A 19,561-nucleotide genomic window follows, 5' to 3' on the forward strand; every position below is an offset into this window, starting at 1 on the left:
CGACCGCACCGGCTCGATCGCCGATGGCGCCGCGGGCGCGCACTTCCCGCTGGTCCATCCCTGATCCGAGCGTGCCCACGCAGCACGTTCATTCCTGTTGACGGAGGCTCACATGCCGCAAAGCAAGACTGCAAACCGCCAGATCGTCCTGAATTCGCGCCCGGTCGGCGCACCGACGCCGGACAACTTCCGCGCCGAAACCGGTGACGTGCCGGTGCCTGGCGCAGGCCAGGTGCTGCTGCGCACCGTCTGGCTATCGCTCGACCCGTACATGCGCGGCCGGATGAGCGATGCGCCGTCCTATGCGCCGCCGGCCGAACTGGGGCAGCCGATGGTCGGCGGCACGGTCAGTCGCGTGGTGGCGTCGAACCTGCCGGCGTTTCGCGAAGGCGATCTCGTCGTGGCCGGAGCCGGCTGGCAGGACTATGCGCTGTCCGACGGGCGCGACCTGATCCCGCTCGGCCGCGACTTCGCGCACCCGTCGTACGCGCTCGGCGTGCTCGGCATGCCGGGCTTCACCGCGTACACGGGGCTGCTGCAAATCGGCGAACCGAAGGCCGGCGAAACCGTGGTCGTCGCCGCGGCGAGCGGCGCGGTCGGCGCGGTGGTCGGCCAGATCGCGAAGCTGAAGGGTTGCCGCGTGGTCGGTGTCGCGGGCGGCGCCGACAAGTGCGCGTACGTGACCGGCACGCTCGGCTTCGACGCGTGCGTCGACCATCGCGATCCGGCGTTTGCCGCCAAGCTGAAGGACGCGTGCCCGAACGGCATCGACGTTTATTTCGAGAACGTCGGCGGCGCCGTGTTCGACGCGGTGTGGCCGCTGCTGAACGACCATGCGCGCGTGCCCGTCTGCGGAATCATTGCGCACTACAACGATGCGGCATACGACGACAAGGCTGTGTCGACCGGCCGTGACCGCGTGCCGGCGCTGATGGGCGCGATCCTGCGCAAGCGCATCCGCGTGCAGGGTTTCATCATCCTCGATCACTATGCGACCGGCTATGCGCCGTTCCTGAAGGACATGAGCGAGTGGGTCGCGCAAGGCAAGGTGAAGACGCTCGAGGACGTCGTTCCCGATCTCGCCGACGCGCCGCAAGCGCTGATCGGCTTGCTCGCCGGCAAGAATTTCGGCAAGGTCGTCGTGCGGGTCGGCCCGGACGAATTGGCCTGATCCCTCCGCTCGACGACATACGACCACTGCACGCTGGCGTCGCGAGACGCCGGCTTGTGGCATGCTCGTTTCCGTTTTCAAAGGAGTGGAAAAAATGGCGCTTCACGTGATTGCTTCGCTGTTCCCGAAACCCGAACACGCGCAGGCCGCCGAGGCCGAACTGCGCAGCCTGGTCGCCAAGACGCGCACCGAACCGGGCAACCGGCGCTATGACCTGTTCCGCGAGCAGGACGGTTCGCCGAACCTGCATCTGTATGAAATCTACGACGACCAGGCGGCGTTCGACGCACACCTCGCGAGTCCGCATTTCGGCGAATTCCGCAGGAAGTCGGCCGACTGGTTCACCGCACCGTCGGTCATCAAGGTGCTGTCCGGCATCGACGTGGCCGAGTAACGACGCAAGCATGCAACACCACCGCCGCGGCTCGTCCGCACCCGGGCCGCGCGGCACCCGTTGCGCACGACGCAACGGCGACGACGACCACACGGCGCAGCGTGCCCCGTTCGCGCCGCTTCCCCAATACAACGGCCCCGGAGGCTGAATGATCACCCTCAACATCAACGGCGAAACCCGCTCGGTCGACGCCCCCGACGACATGCCCTTGCTCTGGGTGCTGCGCGACGTCGTCGGCCTCACCGGCACCAAGTTCGGCTGCGGGATCGCGCAATGCGGCGCGTGCACCGTGCATCTCGACGGCGTTGCCGCGCGTTCGTGCGTGCTGCCGGTCGCGGCCGTCGCGGGCCGCAAGATCACGACGATCGAAGCCGTCGGCGCGACGCCGGCCGGCCACAAGGTCCAGCAGGCCTGGCGCGAGCTCGACGTCGTCCAGTGCGGCTACTGCCAGTCGGGGCAGGTGATGGCCGCCACCGCGCTGATCGCATCGAACCCGAACCCGAGCGATGCCGACATCGACGCGGCCATGGCCGGCAACATCTGCCGCTGCGGTACGTACCACCGGATTCGCGCGGCCGTCAAACAAGCCGCGAAGGAGGCCTGACATGTCGCGAGGACTGATCGAAGCAGGTCGGGCCGGCACGGGCGTGTCGCGCCGGTCGTTCCTTAAACTTGGGATGTCGCTCGGCGCAGCGGCCGGCGGCGGCTTGCTGCTCGGCTTCAGCCTGCCGGCGGCGGGCGACGACGCACGCCGCTCGGTGATCGGCGGCGACGCAGCCGAACCCGCTGCGCCCGGCGTGTTCGCACCGAACGCCTTCGTGCAGATCGACCGCGCCGGCAAGATCACGCTCGTGATGCCGAAGGTCGAGATGGGTCAGGGCGTCTACACGGCGCTGCCGATGCTGATCGCGGAAGAACTCGAAGTGCCGCTGTCGAGCGTGACGCTCGACCATGCGCCGCCGAACGAGAAACTGTTCCTCGATCCACTGCTCGGCGGCCAGCTCACCGGCGGCTCGACGTCGGTGCGCTACGCGTGGGAACCGCTGCGCCGCGCGGGCGCCACGGCGCGCACGCTGCTGGTCGCGGCGGCCGCGAAGCAATGGAACGTCGATCCGGCCAGTTGCCGCGCGGCGAACGGCGAAGTGCAGCATCCGCCGAGCGGCCGGCGCGCATCGTACGGCCAGTTGGCCGACGCCGCGGCGAAGCTGCCGGTGCCGAAGGACGTCGTGCTGAAGAAGCCGGCGGATTTCAAGCTGATCGGCACGCCCGCGAAGCGCCTCGATTCGCCGGAGAAGGTCGACGGCACCGCGCAGTTCGGGCTCGACGTGCGCGTGCCCGGCATGCTGTATGCGGTGATCGTGAACAGCCCGGTGTTCGGCGGCACGGTCGCGAGCGTCGACGACACGGCCGCGAGGAAGATCCCCGGCGTGCGCCAGGTCGTGCGCGTCGACAACGCGGTCGCGGTGGTCGGCGATCACACGTGGGCCGCGAAGCGCGGCGCATCGGCGCTCGTCGTGAAGTGGAACGAAGGCGCGGACGCAAAGGTGTCGACGAAGGATCTTTTCGCGGATCTCGCGCACGCGGCGGCGAACGGCAAGGGTGCGGTCGCGCGCAAGGAAGGCGACGTCGGCAAGGCGTTCGCGAACGCGAAGACGCGCGTCGACGCCGTCTACGAACAGCCGTTGCTCGCCCACGCAACGATGGAGCCCGTGAACTGCACGGTGCACGTGCGCGGCGACGGCTGCGAGATCTGGGTCGGCACGCAGGTGCCGACCCGCGTACGCGACACGGCGCAGCAACTGACCGGGCTGTCGCCGGACAAGATCGTCGTGCACAACCACCTGCTCGGCGGCGGGTTCGGCCGGCGGCTCGAAACCGACATGGTCGGCCAGGCCGTGAAAGTCGCCAAACAGGTCGATGCACCGGTGAAGGTGATCTGGACGCGCGAGGAAGACGTCCAGCACGACATGTACCGCCCGTGCTACTACGACGCGATCTCGGCCGGCCTCGATGCGAACGGCAAGCCGGTCGCGTGGCAGCACCGGATCGTCGGCTCGTCGATTCTCGCGCGCTTCGCGCCGCCCGCGGTCAAGGACGGCGTCGATCCCGATGCGGTCGAGGTCGCGGCCGAACTGCCGTACGACCTGCCGAACCAGCTCGTCGACTACGTGCGCCAGGAGCCGCGCCACGTGCCGACCGCGTTCTGGCGCGGCGTCGGGCCCACGCGCAGCACGTTCGTCGTCGAGAGCTTCATCGACGAACTGGCCGCTCAGACCAAGACCGACCCGGTGCAGTACCGCCGCGCACTGCTCGACAAGACGCCGCGCGCACGCAACGTGCTCGACGTCGCGACGAAGGCGGCCGGCTGGGGCGCGTCGCTGCCGAAGGGGCAGGGGCGCGGCGTGTCGGTCATGCATGCGTTCGGCAGCTTCTTCTCGATCGTCATCGACGTCGCGGTGGACGGCGGCGAGGTGCAGGTCAAGCGCGTCGTGTGCGCGGTCGACTGCGGCATGTATGTGAATCCGAACACGATCGAGGCGCAGGTGCAGGGCGGCATCATCTTCGGGATCACGGGCGCGCTGTACGGCGAGATCACGATCGAGGACGGCCGCGTCGTGCAGACCAACTTTACCGACTACCGAATGATGCGAATCAACGAGGTGCCCCCGATCGAAGTCCATCTGGTGAAGAGCGGGGAGGCGCCGGGCGGGATCGGCGAGCCCGGCACCGCCGCGACCGCGGCGGCGCTGTCGAACGCGATCTTCGCGGCCACCGGCACGCGGCTGCGCAAGCTGCCGGTCGGCAACCAGCTGAAAACGGCCTGAGGGAGGGAACGACCATGCGACTTCTCACCCCGAACCTGAACCTGAATGCGCTCCGCGCATCGTTGCTCGCGCTGTCCGCCCTGGTGGTCGGCACGGGCGCGCATGCCGCGCAGACGGCGCCCGCCGACAGCGCGCTCGTCGCGCGCGGTGCGTATCTCGCGAAAGCCGGCGACTGCGTCGCGTGCCACACCGCGCCACGCGGCACGCCGTTCGCGGGCGGCCTGAAGATGGTCACGCCGATGGGCGCGATCTACACGACTAACATCACGCCCGATCCGGACACGGGCATCGGCGGCTATACCGAAGCCGAGTTCGCCGGCGCGTTGCGCAAGGGCGTCGCGAAGGACGGCCACAACCTGTATCCGGCGATGCCGTATCCGTCGTACGCGAAGCTGAAGGACGACGACGTGAAGGCGCTGTATGCGTACTTCATGCACGGCGTCGAACCGGTGAAGCAGGCGAACCGTCAGTCCGACATCCCGTGGCCGCTCAACATGCGCTGGCCGCTCGCGTTGTGGAACATGGTGTTCCTCGACACGACGCCCTACGCGGACAAGCCGGCGAAGGATGCGACGTGGAACCGCGGCGCGTATCTCGTGCAGGGGCTCGGACACTGCGGGTCGTGCCACACGCCGCGCGGCGTCGGCTTCCAGGAGAAGGCGCTCGACGAAAGCGGCGCGGCGTTCCTGTCGGGCGCATCGATCGACAACTGGTTCGCGTCGAACCTGACCGGCGAGCACAACACCGGGCTCGGCCGCTGGAACGAGGCCGACGTCGCGCAGTTCCTGAAGACCGGCGCGAATCAGCACGCGACCGCGTTTGGCTCGATGGTGAGCGTGATCAACCACAGCACGCAGGAACTGACCGACGACGATCTGGCCGCGATCTCGCGCTACCTGAAATCGCTGCCGGCGGCAGGCGGCACGGGCGCGCCGCCGTACCGCTACGATCCGAAGGCGACGCAGGCCGCGCTGGGCCGACCGGCAACCGATCCGGGCGCGAAGGTGTATAACGCTTACTGCCTGCATTGCCACGGTGTGGACGGGCGCGGCTATGCGCCGCTGCTCGCGCCGCTCGCCGGCAATCCGAACGTGCTCGAGGCCGATGCCTCGTCGCTGATCAACGTGACGCTGAACGGCAGCGACACGCTCGTGATCGGCGGCGTGCCGTCCGCCTATCCGATGCCGGCATTCTCGAACCAGTTGAACGACCGGCAGATCGCCGACGTGCTGACGTTCATGCGCGCCGGCTGGAACAACGGCGCGCCGGCCGTGCAGGCGGCGGACGTCGCGAAACTCCGCAAGGCGACGGCGGCCGCGCACTGAGCGCGGTCCCATGCGGAACGACGGCAGGCCGACGTGCCTGCCGTCTGCGCCGCCGGGCGGTTGTCAGCCCCGGCGGCGTTGCTCTTTCTGTCAACCGGCGCGCGGCCGCTCGCGGCAGCGCGCGTTTTATCGACGCAATGTAGGGGTGTCTGGATGGCTAACGTGACTTATACGGATACGCAACTGCTGATCGACGGCGAGTGGGTCGACGCCGCGAGCGGCAAGACGATCGACGTCGTGAACCCGGCGACCGGCAAGCCGATCGGCAAGGTGGCCCACGCGGGCATCGCCGATCTCGACCGTGCGCTCGCCGCCGCGCAGCGCGGCTTCGAGGCATGGCGCAAGGTGCCCGCGCACGAGCGCGCGGCGACGATGCGCAAGGCGGCCGCGCTGGTGCGCGAACGCGCGGACACGATCGCGCAGTTGATGACGCAGGAGCAGGGCAAGCCGCTCACCGAAGCGCGCGTCGAAGTGCTGTCGGCGGCCGACATCATCGAATGGTTCGCGGACGAAGGCCGCCGCGTGTACGGCCGGATCGTGCCGCCGCGCAACCTCGGTGCGCAGCAGACGGTCGTGAAGGAGCCGGTCGGCCCGGTCGCGGCGTTCACGCCGTGGAATTTCCCGGTCAACCAGGTCGTGCGCAAGCTGAGCGCGGCGCTCGCGACCGGCTGCTCGTTCCTCGTGAAGGCGCCGGAAGAAACCCCTGCATCGCCGGCCGCGCTGCTGCGCGCGTTCGTCGATGCAGGCGTGCCGGCCGGCGTGATCGGCCTCGTGTACGGCGATCCGGCTGAAATCTCGTCGTACCTGATCCCGCACCCGGTGATCCGCAAGGTCACGTTCACGGGTTCGACGCCGGTCGGCAAGCAGCTGGCCGCGCTCGCGGGCCAGCACATGAAGCGCGCGACGATGGAACTGGGCGGCCACGCGCCGGTGATCGTCGCCGAGGATGCCGACGTCGCGCTCGCGGTGAAGGCCGCCGGCGGTGCGAAGTTCCGCAACGCGGGGCAGGTCTGCATTTCGCCGACGCGCTTCCTCGTGCACAACAGCATCCGCGACGAATTCACGCGTGCGCTGGTCAAGCATGCCGAAGGGCTGAAGATCGGCAACGGCCTCGACGAAGGCACCACGCTCGGCGCGCTCGCGAACCCGCGGCGTCTGACCGCGATGGCGTCGGTGGTCGACAACGCGCGCAAGGTCGGCGCGAGCATCGAGACCGGCGGCGAGCGGATCGGCGCCGAAGGCAACTTCTTCGCACCGACCGTGATCGCGAACGTGCCGCTCGAAGCGGACGTGTTCAACAACGAGCCGTTCGGCCCGGTCGCGGCGATTCGCGGCTTCGACAAGCTCGAGGATGCGATCGCCGAAGCGAACCGTCTGCCGTTCGGTCTGGCCGGCTATGCGTTCACGCGCTCGTTCGCGAACGTACACCTGCTCACGCAGCGCCTCGAAGTCGGGATGCTGTGGATCAACCAGCCGGCGACGCCGTGGCCGGAAATGCCGTTCGGCGGCGTGAAGGATTCGGGCTACGGGTCGGAAGGCGGGCCGGAAGCGCTGGAGCCGTACCTCGTCACGAAGTCGGTAACGGTGATGGCGGTTTGACGACAGGTCGAGCGTAGTGAGGCCGCCGCTTCCGCGTATGGGGGCGGCGGCGTTTTTTTTGGCGCGTCGACCGACGGCGAACTTCAGCGGGTCGGCAGAATGCCCTCGAAGACGCCTCGCACTGCGCTCTGCTGGGCGGGAGTCAGATTTCCGTAGGCTGGCGGCACCGTGCCGCATTGGTCGCCCTTCGCGCTTTTGACCTTTTCTTTCGCGACTGCCCACTCGCCCGACAGATTGCCTTCGAATGTCATGCCGAAGGGGCTATTGGCGCCTGCCCTCTGGCCCCAGCCGTTCACCATCATGGTTTCCTGCGCGCCGCCCCACGCGAGCGGGTGCTTGCCGTTCTGCGACTCGCTGTGGTTCTGGCAGGACGAGGCATTCGGCACGCAGTGGCCCCCGATGATTTGCTCCGGCGTGGCCTGCTTCACGTCGGCCAGGTCCATCAGCATGTAGTTCTCGAGATTGACGAGATAGTCGCGATTGCTTTCGGCGATCAGGATCGCCGCCATCGCGTTGCCGAGCGCCTGATCGTTCGCGGCGGTTCCGCTCAGGCCGCCCGAGTAAACCATCTTCATCGCCTTGAGCAGGTCCGCCGGCTTCCTCTTTTCGGTGGCCTTGGCAAACATCGTCGGGTAGTCGCTGGCGAAACACGTGCTCGAGTTCCCGTTCGCTCGTCCCCAGAAGTGAATGTAGTTCGAGTATTGCCCGCCTCCACACTGGCGATAGTAAATGGCCTGGTTCATCGAGAAGAACTGACTGCGGCCTCCCGCTCCCGCGCATTGATAGGCCGCGAGACGCAGGAATTTCAACGGGCTCACGACATTGCCGAAGTAGTTGTCGCGCTCGGGACCCGCCGCAGGAAGGTGATCGTTCGCCCCGTCGCAACGTTTCGGGTCGGGCGGGGGCGCTTCCGTCCTCAACGGCGGATTGCCGGCAGTGGTGACTCGCGCGTTCGCGACGTTGAGCGCGGCTTCGCGCAACACATCCGCCGTTACGTAGAGCGGCCCTCCGCGCATGGCGACGGCATAGCAGGCGGTCGCCCCCTGCGCCTGCGCGGCGAAAGAAAGTGCGGCGGCAAACGAACATGCGGCGATCCCCAGGGTGCCGCCGATACGGTGACAATCGATATCCATGAACGGGCTCCAGTGATTCGTGAAAGGGAGAGGGCCCACGAGCGGGCATGCGTCAACGACAAGCAGGCACGGCCGATGGGCCGAAAGCGCTGCCCGACGTCATGGGATGAAGAACACAGGAGGAAGGGACGCTCGGGGCGAGCTGTTGTGAGCGGCCCGGGGGACGGAGGCGCGCTGTGCGTTTAGTCGCGCATCGTTTGGAGTGCGACCTGCGACGCGAGCGATATTGCAGGCCGCAGGTCCATCGCCTATGCTCTGATCAATACGAATATCGGGATTTCACGGAAGGCAAAGGCGCCTGCAATAAAAAAATGACTATCGCTGCGTTGCCGCACCGCCTCTCCGAAACGGGGATCACGCCAACATAACTTGCAACAATCGTCGCGAGGCGCCGCCTGATTGAAACAGTCGGCCCGTGGTTGGCTGCGCCTGCGATTTTTCGATCCGTTTGAAGGGGGCGATCGGCACGCGATCGACATGACTTTCCGACACCCAGGTCAGAACCTGGCAGTTTCAACAAACAACACAAAAGAGGGGCGCGTTTCGCACATTGACCACCAATACGGAGATCTCGTCATGACCAACTCGGTAGCTAATCAATTTGTCGATTGGGGTTCGGAGTTTCACAATCCGCCGTGGCAAGCGAACGACGGCATCGCGATTGCCCCCGGCGTTACAACCGTATTCGATCTTCTTACGGCCGACGGCGTATCGCCCGCTCTAAGCCCGCAATCGCAGGGTTCAGGCGCGAGCCTGTTCGTGACGGCCTTGGGTGGAGTAGAGGCGAACCAGGGCGGCAACGGATACTGGTGGGTGTATTTCGTCAACGGCCAGATGCCCGACGTCTCATGCGCGGTCTACACACTGCAACCCGGCGATAGCGTAGCCTGGGACTACAAGCACTACTCAAGCGGATTGAAACAGGCCGTTCATCCGCCGCTGGTCTGACGTCCGTCGCGCAGACCCATGCGATGCGGCCGGCATCCGCCCCTTCAATGCCGGCCGCTCCCCCGATAACTCTCGACTTCCGCATCGTAAGCCGCCAGGAACGCCTTGCCGAACACCGACGCGAAATCGTCTTCGATCGCGAACATCGTATCGCGATGGGTCGCCGCGTAGCGATCCCACATCCTCGCCTTGTACAGCGCGGGCACGCGCTTCTCGTACCAGCGCATCGCATCGTCGCGCTCGCGCAGCCGTTGCGGCGAAAAACGCGTCAGCAGGTCCATCAACGCGGCACGCATCCCGGCGACCATGCCGATCTGGTGCGCGTGCAGATCCTGGAACGCATCGCTGACCGCGCTTTGCGGCGACATGAAGCCCGGCAGCGGCAGGCCGAACATCTGCCGCAGCACGGCGCCGCCGTCCGGCAGCAGCTTCAGCGGGTTGTTCTCGCGATCGAGCAGCATCGTCATGTGCGCCTTCACCTCGCGCTTCAGGATGCTGCGCGACGACAGCAGCTCGACCGTGCCGTTCGCGAACAGCGCAAGCAACTGGCCCGCGATGTACAGCTGTTCGGCCGACCACTGATGCGATTCGGCGGCCGTATCGAGCCCCGCGCCTTCGAAGAACGCGTTCAGCAGTTCATCGGGCGTCGGCGGCACCGGCGCGTGCACGGCATGCTGCGCCGGTTCGTCGGCCGGCCGCGCTTCGGCGCGCGCGGCCGCCGGCTGCACGCGTACGTGCTGGGTCCATTCGGGCGCGTGGTCGGCCTGCGTCGAAGACGGCACGTCGCGATCCGCATTGCCGCGATCGACCGACGGCGCCGCGCCCAATGCGCCGAGATCGCCCGACGACTGCGCGAACAGGTCGAGCGGATCGGTCGACAACTGATTCAGGTCGCGTTGCGACGGCACGGGTGGTTCGGCCTGCACGGTGCGGTTCGTCGGCTGCGCCGGGGCCGCGCGTGCCGGGCCGCCCGGCCGGGTGCCGGCGTCCGACGGCTTGCCGCGCGGAGCGAGGCGATCCTGGAGCAGCCCCCATAGCCGATTGCCGGCGCCTTTCGCGTCGTCGCGCAAAGGCGGGGGCGAGGGTGCTGGTTGCAACGGTGCGGCAGCCTCCGGCGCGCGGCGCCTGTCGACGTGCACGTCGGTATCCGGCGCCATGTCGATGACCGAGGCGTCGCCGCCATCGTCGCGTTCCGCCCGCAGCACGTACGGCCCGATGCGGATGATGTCGCCGGTATTGAGCTGCCGCTCCTGCGCATAGCCGACCGCCTCGCGGTTCACCTCGATCGTCGAGACGCTGCTCAGGTTCTTCAGCAGGCACGCGTCGTCGCCGACTTGCAGCAGCGCCTGCAGCCGCGAAATCTGCCGCGTGTCGTCGCGCAGCACCAGATGGTTGTCGCTGGCCCGGCCGATGGTGCCGCCGGGCGGATGAAACACGACGGCGTCGTAAGAGTCGTTTTCGACCGGCTCGCCGGCATGTTCGATCACGATCAGTTGCATGTCATACGTCGCTCGGTGGATGTAGCGCTCGCGTGGAAACCGGTTCGTTCAGGATGACGACGCATGTCTGCGGCGCGCGAATTCGAACGCAGGCCCCCAGATCGGATGCCCCTTCTCGGCGGGGGACAAGTCGAAGCGCGGGTTGAGGTCGAGAATCTTCGAGAACTCGGCGCGGCACGGCGCGACGCGGTTGGTCACGCAATAGCTGAACGCGAGGAGCTTGTGCGCAGTGACCTGCGTGTCGGTGTCGGCGCCGTCGATCTCCTTCGCGCGGCTCAGGAGCGCGATCGTGCGCCCGTAGTCGCCGGTGTCGTATGCGGCGCGCGCGCTGTCGACCGTCGCGCGCGCGGCCGACTGAGTCGGGGACGTGCTGCACCCGGCCCCCAGCAACAACGCGCCGAGGAAAAGAACGATCGACGAACGGCCTTTCATTATTGAAATAAATAATTTGCGTAATTGGAAGGGGCACACACGCGCTGTTGGATTCTAGTGCCAATCATCGGGGTCGATGTTGCTGTTACGTTTTGTTTCAATTGGTCGATTCGATTTCACTTGAATGCTAAATCCACTACGAACTTCAGCCCTTGTGAATCCAAAAAAACGAACCTATAGTTCGCTGTGTTTTTCGGATTCGTCTGTTGTTTGGCCAGCGCGCGTCAATGCATGAAAAAACGGGCCATCCGTTCGGGCTGCGCGAATAGCCTGGCACATCATCAGCGTCGCCGAGCATTCCTTGCCCGGCGGGCGGTCGGCTTGTGCCCCGAGCCTATCCGACAGGTATCCACGCAATAGAACCGGGCCGCCATGGCGAACCGGTCGGGTTAATTTTTTCAGTTTAGTGATCAATCCCAATTCAATTACCTGTCATTTCGCCAAATCAACCTTCATAAACCCTGGGTGATCCGACCCGGCTTTTTGCGAGAATAATTTGCCGCACGAATTTTAATGTAAGGACAAGCAAGTTACGAAATTACGGTCGATTAATTGTCCCTTTTTAATCCGATCATCCGGTTCAGTTCTCGAAAACCGGCGAATGGCTATTGGGTCGCGAGGGTGGAATATGCAATGGCGGTCGAGCAGTTTCATCGTATGGGGATGCGTGCTGCTGTTTCCGGGGTGCGGTGCGACGGAGCACGCCGCCGCGGTGCCGTATGCAATCACGGTGGACGTCGCGCCCGACGTCAACCCTGACATGAATCGCAAGCCATCGCCGATCGTGCTGAAGGTATTCCAGCTCCGTGCCGCGTCGGCGTTCGACAGCGCGGATTTCTTCTCGCTGCAGGACAAGCCCGAGAACGTGCTCGGCGCCGACCTGCTCGGCACCGACCGCGTGATCCTGCGGCCGGGCGACTCGCGCACGCTGCACTATCGCGGCAATGTCGAGGCCGGCGCGATCGGCGTGATCGCCGAATACCGCGTGCTCGAAAAGAACCGCTGGCGGCTGACGGTGCCGCTGCCGCGCGCGAAGCAGCTCAATCTCTACAAGTTCTGGCAGACGTCTCCGGGCGAGTTGAAGCTGTCGATCTCGGTCAGGAACGGCGGCATCGCACTGAACGACGCGCGGGGGCGCTCATGACCGAACCGACGATGTCCGCGACGCCGGTCGCGGCACTGCGCCAGCGCGTGGTATGGACCGAAGGCATGTTTCTGCGGCCGCAGCATTTCCAGCAGCTCGAACGGCACTGGGAGCGCTACGTCGCGCTGCGCTGCCTGCCGCTGCAAGGCTTCTACTGGGGCTTCGACACGCTGGAAATCGATCGCGAGCAACTGGCGTTCGGCAAGGTCGCGCTGCGCACCGCGTCGGGCGTGATGCGCGACGGCACGCCGTTCGACCTGTCGCATCCCGACGATCTCCCCGCACCGCTCGACCTGCCGGCCGACGCGAAGGATCAGCTCGTCGTGCTCGCGCTGCCGCTGTGGCGCGGTGGCGGCGAGGAGGTGTCGTTCGGCGCAGGCGCCGGCGCCGCGAACGGCACAATCGTCGGAAATGCCGGAAACGGCAACGCGGACGTCGCGCGCTACGTCGTGCGCGAATACGAAGTGGCCGACGCGAACGCGGTCGCGCTCGGCCCCGCGCTGCTGCAGACGGGGCGCCTGAACGTGCGGCTGATGCTCGAAGCCGAGCTGACCGGCGACTGGCACGCGCTCGGCGTCGCGCGGATCGTCGAGCGGCGCACCGACGCGCGGCTGCTCGTCGACGACGGCTACATTCCGCCGCGGCTCGTCGCGCAGCGCGATGCCGTGTTGCTGGCCTATGCGCGCGAGCTGCACGGGTTGCTCACGCAGCGCAGCGAGGCGCTCGCGGAACGGCTGTCGGAGCCGGGGCGCGGCGGCGTGTCGGAAGTCGCGGATTTCCTGCTGCTGCAGCTGGTGAATCGCTATCTCGCGCTGACCTGGCATACGCAGCAGCATGTTTCGACGCACCCGGAAACACTGTTCTGCGACTGGCTGAAGCTCGCGTGCGACCTGAGCACGTTCACGGCGGCCGGCCGGCGTCCGCAGTCGCTGGCGGTTTACGTCCACGACGACCTGCGCACGAGCTTCGCGGAACTGATGACGGAACTGCGGCGGTCGTTGTCGACCGTGCTCGAACAGAATGCGATCCAGATCGAGTTGCGCGATGCGGGCAACGGCATCCGCGTCGCGACGCTCGCCGATCCAGCACTGCGCGACACGGCCGGCTTCGTGCTCGCGGTGCGCGCGGACGTGCCGGCCGACAGCCTGCGCACCCGCTTTCCCGCTCAGGCGAAGCTCGGGCCGGTCGAGCGGATCCGCGATCTCGTGCAGTTGCAGCTGCCGGGCATCACGATGCGCCAGTTGCCGGTCGCACCGCGGCAGATCCCGTATCACGCGGGTCATACGTACTTCGAGATCGACAAGGGTAGCGACCTGTGGAAGCAGCTGGCGCGCTCCGGCGGTCTCGCATTTCATTTCGCAGGCGAATTCCCGGGGCTCTCGATGGAGTTCTGGGCGATACGCGGGTGAGGGCGGGCATCGCGATGAATTCTTCCTCCGATTCGATCTCCGCCGGCGCCGGCGGATTCGTGCCGCCGAATCCGGGCGGCATGCATCCGGCCGCATCCGGCGCGCCCGGGATGGCCGGGCCGACGGCCATGCAGCCGCAGCCGGGCCGCTGGGCCGCGAGCGGCACGAACCCGCTCGTCGCGGCCGCAAACCCGCTGCTCAATCTGGTGCCGCAGATCCGCTCGACCGTCCATCATCCGAATCCGGCATGGCTGCGCGAGCATCTCGTCGTCGAGATCCGGCAGTTCGAGGCGCGCGCGCAGGAGGCCGGCGTGCCGTCCGAAGCGATCATCGGTGCGCGCTACTGCCTGTGCACGGCGCTCGACGAGGCGGCCGCGCTGACGCCGTGGGGCGGCAGCGTGTGGTCGTCGCACAGCCTGCTCGTGTCGTTCCACAACGAGACGTGGGGCGGCGAGAAGTTCTTCCACCTGCTCGAACGCCTGTCGCAGCAGCCGCGCCAGCATCTCGACCTGCTCGAGCTGCTGTATTTCTGTCTCGCGCTGGGCTTCGAGGGCCGCTATCGCGTGCTCGACAACGGCCACGCGCAGCTCGATGCGTTGCGCCGGCAGCTCGCACAGACGATCCGCTCGGTGCGCGGCGAATTCGAACCCGCGCTGTCGCCGCACTGGCGCGACGTCGTCACGCGCGACGTCGCGCGCCGCTTCGTCGTGCCGCTGTGGGTGTGCGTCGCGCTCGCGCTGCTGATCGGCTTCGGCGTGTTCGTCGGGCTGCGCATCGCGCTCGCCGGGCATTCGGATCGACTGTTCGCGTCGATCGACGCGCTGCACGTGCCGAAGCTGCAGCCCGCGCAGGCGCCGCCGCGCCCGGCGCCCGCGCCGCGCATCGCGAAGTTCCTGGCACCCGAAATCGCGGCCGGCCTCGTGTCGGTGCGCGACGCCGCCGATCGCAGCGTGATCGTGCTGCGCGGCGACGGGCTGTTCAAGTCCGGCTCGACGTCGGTGATCGACCGCTACGCGCCGGTGCTCGCGCGGGTCGCCGATGCGCTGAACAAGGTGCCGGGCAACGTGCGCGTGACCGGCTATACCGACGACACGCCGGTGCATACGGCGCGCTTCGCGTCGAACTGGGATTTGTCGCGCGAACGCGCGGAATCCGTGCGCAGCATGATCGCCGCGCGGCTCGACCATCCGGAGCGGCTCGCGGCGGAAGGGCGCGGCACGCTCGATCCGGTCGCGCCGAACGATTCGCCCGCGAACCGCGCGCTGAACCGGCGCGTCGAGATCACGCTGCTGCCGGCGCCCGGCAGCGCCGCCGTCGGCGCGACGCAAGGGGCCAACTGACATGAACCAGGCTGTCGCGCGTTTCGTCCGGCCGTTGCCGTCTCGGGAGATCTGGACCTTCGCCGGTCTCGTCGTGCTCGCGTGCTTCGTGTGGCTCGCGGGCCCGCTGTTCGCGTTCGCCGAGGTCCGGCCGCTCGAAAGCGGCTGGGCGCGCGGGCTGACGATCGCGGTGCTGTTCGTCGCGTGGGGCGCGCGGGTCGCGTGGCGAAGCTGGCGCGCCAGCCGCCTCAACGCACAACTGCTGAACCAGCTTCGCGAAGCCGCGCCGGGGCCGGCCACCGCGGGCGATCCGGCGAAGGCGCAGCTCGACGAGTTGCGCAGCCGCTTCGACGAAGCCGCGACGTTGCTGAAGAAAGTTCGCTTCGGGCAGGCCGACACCGTGCGCAAGGGCCTGCCGCGCTGGTTCGACCGGATGTCGCGCCAGTATCTGTATCAGTTGCCGTGGTACGTGTTCATCGGTGCGCCGGGGTCGGGCAAGACGACCGCGCTCGTGAATTCCGGGCTCAGCTTTCCGCTCGCCGAGCAGTTCGGCCGCGCGGCGATTCGCGGCGTGGGCGGCACGCGCCATTGCGACTGGTGGTTCACGAACGACGCGGTGCTGATCGACACGGCCGGCCGCTATACGACCCACGAGGGCAACCGTGCGCTCGACGAGGCCGAGTGGAAGGGCTTCGTCGACCTGCTGAAGAAATACCGCACACGCCAGCCGCTGAACGGCGCGATGCTGACGATCAGCGTCGCCGACCTGCTCGGCGCGTCGGAAGCCGAACGCACGCAGCACGCGATGGTGCTGCGCAAGCGGCTGCTCGAACTGCGCGCGCAGCTCGGCATCCGTTTTCCCGTGTATCTGCTCGTGACGAAAGCCGATCTGCTCGCGGGCTTCGCCGAGTATTTCGGCGCCTACGGCCGCGCCGAATGCGCGCAGGTGTGGGGCTTCACGTTCCCGCTCGCGCAGAGCGAGGCGCCGGGATTCGACCTGCGCGCGGCATTCGACCGCGAATACCGGCTGCTGCATCAGCGGCTGAACGACGGGCTGCCCGAACTGCTCGCCGCGCAGACCGACGCGCGCCAGCGCGAGATGACGTACCTGCTGCCGCAACAGATCGCCGACCTGCAGGACATGCTCGGCCAGTTCGTCGCCGAAGTGTTTTCCGTATCGAGCTTCGAGCCGATGCCGATGCTGCGCGGCATCTACCTGACGAGCGGCACGCAGGAAGGCACCGCGTTCGATCGCGTAATGAGCGGCATCAAGCGCTTCCTGAAGATCGAGGGCGTGCCGCCGGTCGCGCAGGTCGGCTCGACCGGGCGCAGCTTCTTCCTGAAGGCGCTGCTGCAGGAGCACATCTTCCGCGAATCGGCGCTCGCCGGCAGCGACCTGCGCTGGCATCAGAAGCGGCGCGTACTGCAGATCGCCGGCTACGTGCTGCTCGCGCTGGTGTGCGTGGCCGTGCTGGTCGCGTGGCTGCGCAGTTATTCGAACAACCGCGCGTATCTCGACCAGATCGCCGCGCGCGTGCCGGCCGTCGATGCGCAGATCGCTGGCGCGAAGTTCTCCGGCGCGTCCGACATCGCCCGGCTGCTGCCCGTGCTCGACGCGCTCGGCAGCCTCGCGAATGCGGGCGGCGTCGACCTGTCGCATCCGCCGCTCGCGTATCGGTGGGGGCTGTTCCAGGGCGAGAAGATCGACGAGGCCGTCGACGCCGTGTACCGGCGCGCGCTCGACGACGTGCTGCTGCCGATCGCCGCGAGCCGGATGGAGGCCGCCCTGCGCGACGCGCGGCCCGACGAAACCGAATACGCGTATGCGGCGCTGAAGGCGTACCTGATGCTGTACGACAGCGCGCACTACGATCCGGCGTTCGTGCAGGCCGTCGTCGATCTGGAAATGGAACGCTCGCTGCCGCCCGATTTCTCGCCGGCCGAACGATCCGCGTTGCGCGCGCATCTCGCCGCGCTGTTCGGCAACCGCGTCGCGGTGTCGCCGTATCCGATGAACGAGCGGCTCGTGGCCGACGTGCGCGACCGGCTGCGGCAGGTGCCGTTCTCGCAGCGGCTGTACCGGCAGCTCACGCGCACACTGCGGCCGGCGACGTCGGCGTTCGACTTCAGCGTCGCGCGTGCGGTCGGCCCCGATGCGTCGCTGGTGTTCCGCCGCCAGAGCGGCAAGCCGCTGGCGGAAGGCGTGCCGGGCCTCTATACGCGCAACGGCTATCGCAACGTGTTCGCGCCGCACCTGGGCGGCGAGGTCGAGGCGTACGGGCGCGAGGAAGTGTGGGTGCTGAATCTCGGGCTGTCCGAGATCCCCGGGCCGAACGACGCGGCCGCGTGGGCGCGCGACATCCGCCAGCTCTACCTGAACGACTACCTGAAGATCTGGGACGACTATCTCGCGGACATCAAGCTGCAGCGCACGGCGACGCTCGCGCAGAGCATCCAGGTCGCGCGCGCGCTGTCGTCGGCCGATTCGCCGCTCACCCGGCTGATGGTCGCGCTCGCGCGCGACACGGCGCTCGGCGATGCGCCCGGCGGGGCGCGCAATCTCGCATCGCGTGCGCAGGACAAGGTCGACGAGGCGCGCAGTTCGCTGTCGCAGATCTTCGCGGGCCAGGCCAGCGAAGCGAACCCGTCCGCGGCGGCGCCAGCGAGCCCCGAGCAGGTGGTCGACAGCCACTTTGCCGGGTTGCGCGCGTTCGCGCCGGGCAGCGGCGACCAGGCCCAGGCGTTCGACGCGGTGCTGAAGTCGATCGACGCGCTGTATACCTACCTGACGGCCACCGACGACGCACTGCGCAGCGGCGCGCAGCCGCCGCCGTCCGACGCGCCCGCGCGGCTGCGCGCGCAGGCCGGCCGCCTGCCCACGCCGTTCCGCGAAGTGCTCGACGACCTGTCGAACGTCGCGAACGGCAGCGTCGCGACCGTCGAGCAGCGCAGCGTCGCGCTGCGGGCCGGCGCGAACGTCGGCGACTTCTGCCGGCAGGCGATCGCGGGCCGCTATCCGTTCGCGCGCGGCTCGTCGCGCGACGTCGCGCCGGCGGACTTCGCGCAGATGTTCGCGCCGGGCGGGCTGATGGACGATTTCTTCCAGAAGAACCTGCAGTCGATCGTCGATACGACGTCGCACCCGTGGCGTTTCGCGAATCGCAATGCGGACGCCGATCCGTCGGCGGCCGCGATGCTCGCGTCGTTCGAGAAGGCCGCGGTGATCCGCGACGCCTATTTCAGCGGCGGGGCGCGCACCGCGCAGCTGAAGGTGCAGATCCAGCCGCTCGAAATGGACCCGTCTATCACCGAGATGGTGCTGGACGTCGACGGGCAGATCGTCCGCTACGCGCATGGCCCGCTCGTGCAGAGCGCGGTGGACTGGCCGGGCCCGCGCGGCAGCAATCAGGTGCGGCTGCAGGTGTCGGCGCAGGCCGGCGCGACCGACGGTTTCTCGACCGACGGGCCGTGGGCGCTGCACCGGCTGTTCGACCGCGCGGCCGTGTCGGCCGGACGCGGCTCCGACCAGATGATTGCGCGCTTCACGGTCGACGGCAAACCGATCGTGCTGCAGGTGAATGCGGGCAGTGTCCGCAACCCGTTCCGGCTGCCCCAGATGGAGTCCTTTACATGCCCTCCGAAGCCATGAGCCCGACATCGCCGCTCGCGCGCGCCGACGGCGACGCGCCGGCCTGGTACGGGAAAATTCCCGGCGCCGGCGACTTCGTGAACAGCCGGCTGCCGCATGCGCTCGCGCTCTGGTGGGAACGCTGGCTCCAGCAAGGGATGGCCGCGATGCGCCAGCGCGGCGCGGACGAGATCGAGCGCTACTACACGGTCGCGCCGGTCTGGAATTTCCTGATCCCGGCGGGCGCCGGCGCGTCGTGCGTGCAGCCGGGCTGCCTCGCGCCGAGCTGCGACCGCGTGGGACGCTACTACCCGGTGATCGTCACGCTGCCGATGCGCGCGGCCGATTACTGGAACGGGCTGCCGGACGCCGCCGATGCGTTCTACTGGCAGGTCGGCCATGCGCTGCTCGACGCGATCCGCCACGCGCGCGCGCCGGGCGATCTCGAGCGGACGCTCGAACGCGTGCGGCTCGCGCCCGGCAGCGGCAGGCGCGCGGAAATCATCGATGCGGCGCCTGCGACGTTGCCGGAACGGCCGGCGCTCGCCGCGTGGCCGGGGCTGTCCGGTTATTTCGATCCACACGGCGGCACCAGCTTCTGGTGGACCAACCGCGCCGACGGATCGCCGCTGCGCACGCATGCCCATACGGGCACGCCCGACAACGCGCTGTTCCTGACGCTGTTCGGCGGCGGCTAGCCACCGGCTGACGGTCGGCGGGCGCGGCGGACAGACG

At 67.8% G+C, this 19,561-nt stretch carries 15 protein-coding genes; 12 read left to right on the forward strand and 3 right to left on the reverse strand.

What is annotated here, in order from left to right:
• Positions 1-112: 112 nt before the first annotated feature.
• From HWX09_RS00600 to HWX09_RS00625, 6 genes are all read left to right on the forward strand, one after another.
• The gene (locus HWX09_RS00600) at positions 113-1,171 is read left to right on the forward strand and encodes an NADP-dependent oxidoreductase (protein ID WP_027783041.1); all 1,059 of its coding nucleotides are present in this window, start codon (positions 113-115) and stop codon (positions 1,169-1,171) included.
• 94 nt (positions 1,172-1,265) lie between these two features.
• Positions 1,266-1,565: a putative quinol monooxygenase gene (locus HWX09_RS00605; protein WP_027783042.1), complete on the forward strand. Its 300-nt coding sequence runs from the start codon at positions 1,266-1,268 to the stop codon at positions 1,563-1,565.
• A gap of 148 nt (positions 1,566-1,713) precedes the next feature.
• Positions 1,714-2,169: a (2Fe-2S)-binding protein gene (locus HWX09_RS00610; protein WP_006479019.1), complete on the forward strand. Its 456-nt coding sequence runs from the start codon at positions 1,714-1,716 to the stop codon at positions 2,167-2,169.
• Position 2,170: 1 nt separating this feature from the next.
• Complete coding sequence (locus tag HWX09_RS00615) at positions 2,171-4,390, forward strand: xanthine dehydrogenase family protein molybdopterin-binding subunit (protein ID WP_027783043.1); 2,220 nt, start codon at positions 2,171-2,173, stop codon at positions 4,388-4,390.
• A gap of 14 nt (positions 4,391-4,404) precedes the next feature.
• Complete coding sequence (locus tag HWX09_RS00620) at positions 4,405-5,715, forward strand: cytochrome c (protein ID WP_027783044.1); 1,311 nt, start codon at positions 4,405-4,407, stop codon at positions 5,713-5,715.
• Between the two features lie 153 nt (positions 5,716-5,868).
• Complete coding sequence (locus HWX09_RS00625) at positions 5,869-7,314, forward strand: NAD-dependent succinate-semialdehyde dehydrogenase (RefSeq protein WP_027783045.1); 1,446 nt, start codon at positions 5,869-5,871, stop codon at positions 7,312-7,314.
• A gap of 83 nt (positions 7,315-7,397) precedes the next feature.
• Here the strand turns inward: HWX09_RS00625 and HWX09_RS00630 are convergent, their stop codons facing one another.
• Entirely contained in the window at positions 7,398-8,447 is a 1,050-nt protein-coding gene (locus tag HWX09_RS00630; protein WP_027783046.1) for a hypothetical protein, read from the reverse strand.
• Positions 8,448-8,846: 399 nt separating this feature from the next.
• Between HWX09_RS00630 and HWX09_RS00635 the strand changes: the two genes are divergently transcribed.
• Entirely contained in the window at positions 8,847-9,395 is a 549-nt protein-coding gene (locus tag HWX09_RS00635; RefSeq protein WP_155257323.1) for a DUF4430 domain-containing protein, read from the forward strand.
• A gap of 44 nt (positions 9,396-9,439) precedes the next feature.
• Here HWX09_RS00635 and tagH read toward each other — a convergent pair whose 3' ends face one another.
• Entirely contained in the window at positions 9,440-10,894 is a 1,455-nt protein-coding gene (gene tagH, locus HWX09_RS00640) for a type VI secretion system-associated FHA domain protein TagH (RefSeq protein ID WP_027783048.1), read from the reverse strand.
• Positions 10,895-10,942: 48 nt separating this feature from the next.
• Complete coding sequence (locus HWX09_RS00645) at positions 10,943-11,326, reverse strand: TssQ family T6SS-associated lipoprotein (protein ID WP_027783049.1); 384 nt, start codon at positions 11,324-11,326, stop codon at positions 10,943-10,945.
• 628 nt (positions 11,327-11,954) lie between these two features.
• Here HWX09_RS00645 and tssJ point away from each other — a divergent pair.
• Genes tssJ through tagF form a run of 5 tightly spaced genes read left to right on the forward strand, consistent with a single transcriptional unit; the run spans position 11,955 to position 19,524 of the window.
• A complete protein-coding gene (gene tssJ, locus HWX09_RS00650; protein WP_027783050.1) occupies positions 11,955-12,470 on the forward strand; it encodes a type VI secretion system lipoprotein TssJ in 516 nt (171 codons plus the stop codon).
• Positions 12,467-13,879, forward strand: coding sequence for a type VI secretion system baseplate subunit TssK (gene tssK, locus HWX09_RS00655; protein WP_027783051.1), 1,413 nt, complete (start codon positions 12,467-12,469; stop codon positions 13,877-13,879). Before tssJ ends, tssK begins: the two co-directional genes overlap by 4 nt.
• Positions 13,880-13,893: 14 nt before the next feature.
• Positions 13,894-15,219, forward strand: coding sequence for a DotU family type VI secretion system protein (locus tag HWX09_RS00660; protein WP_027783052.1), 1,326 nt, complete (start codon positions 13,894-13,896; stop codon positions 15,217-15,219).
• A 1-nt stretch (position 15,220) separates the two neighbouring features.
• Positions 15,221-18,847, forward strand: coding sequence for a type VI secretion system membrane subunit TssM (gene tssM / locus HWX09_RS00665; protein ID WP_027783053.1), 3,627 nt, complete (start codon positions 15,221-15,223; stop codon positions 18,845-18,847).
• A complete protein-coding gene (tagF, locus tag HWX09_RS00670; protein WP_051421349.1) occupies positions 18,829-19,524 on the forward strand; it encodes a type VI secretion system-associated protein TagF in 696 nt (231 codons plus the stop codon). Before tssM ends, tagF begins: the two co-directional genes overlap by 19 nt.
• Positions 19,525-19,561: the final 37 nt, after the last annotated feature.

The organism is Burkholderia sp. BCC1208, from assembly GCF_902833095.1.
In the GTDB taxonomy this organism is placed as follows: domain Bacteria; phylum Pseudomonadota; class Gammaproteobacteria; order Burkholderiales; family Burkholderiaceae; genus Burkholderia.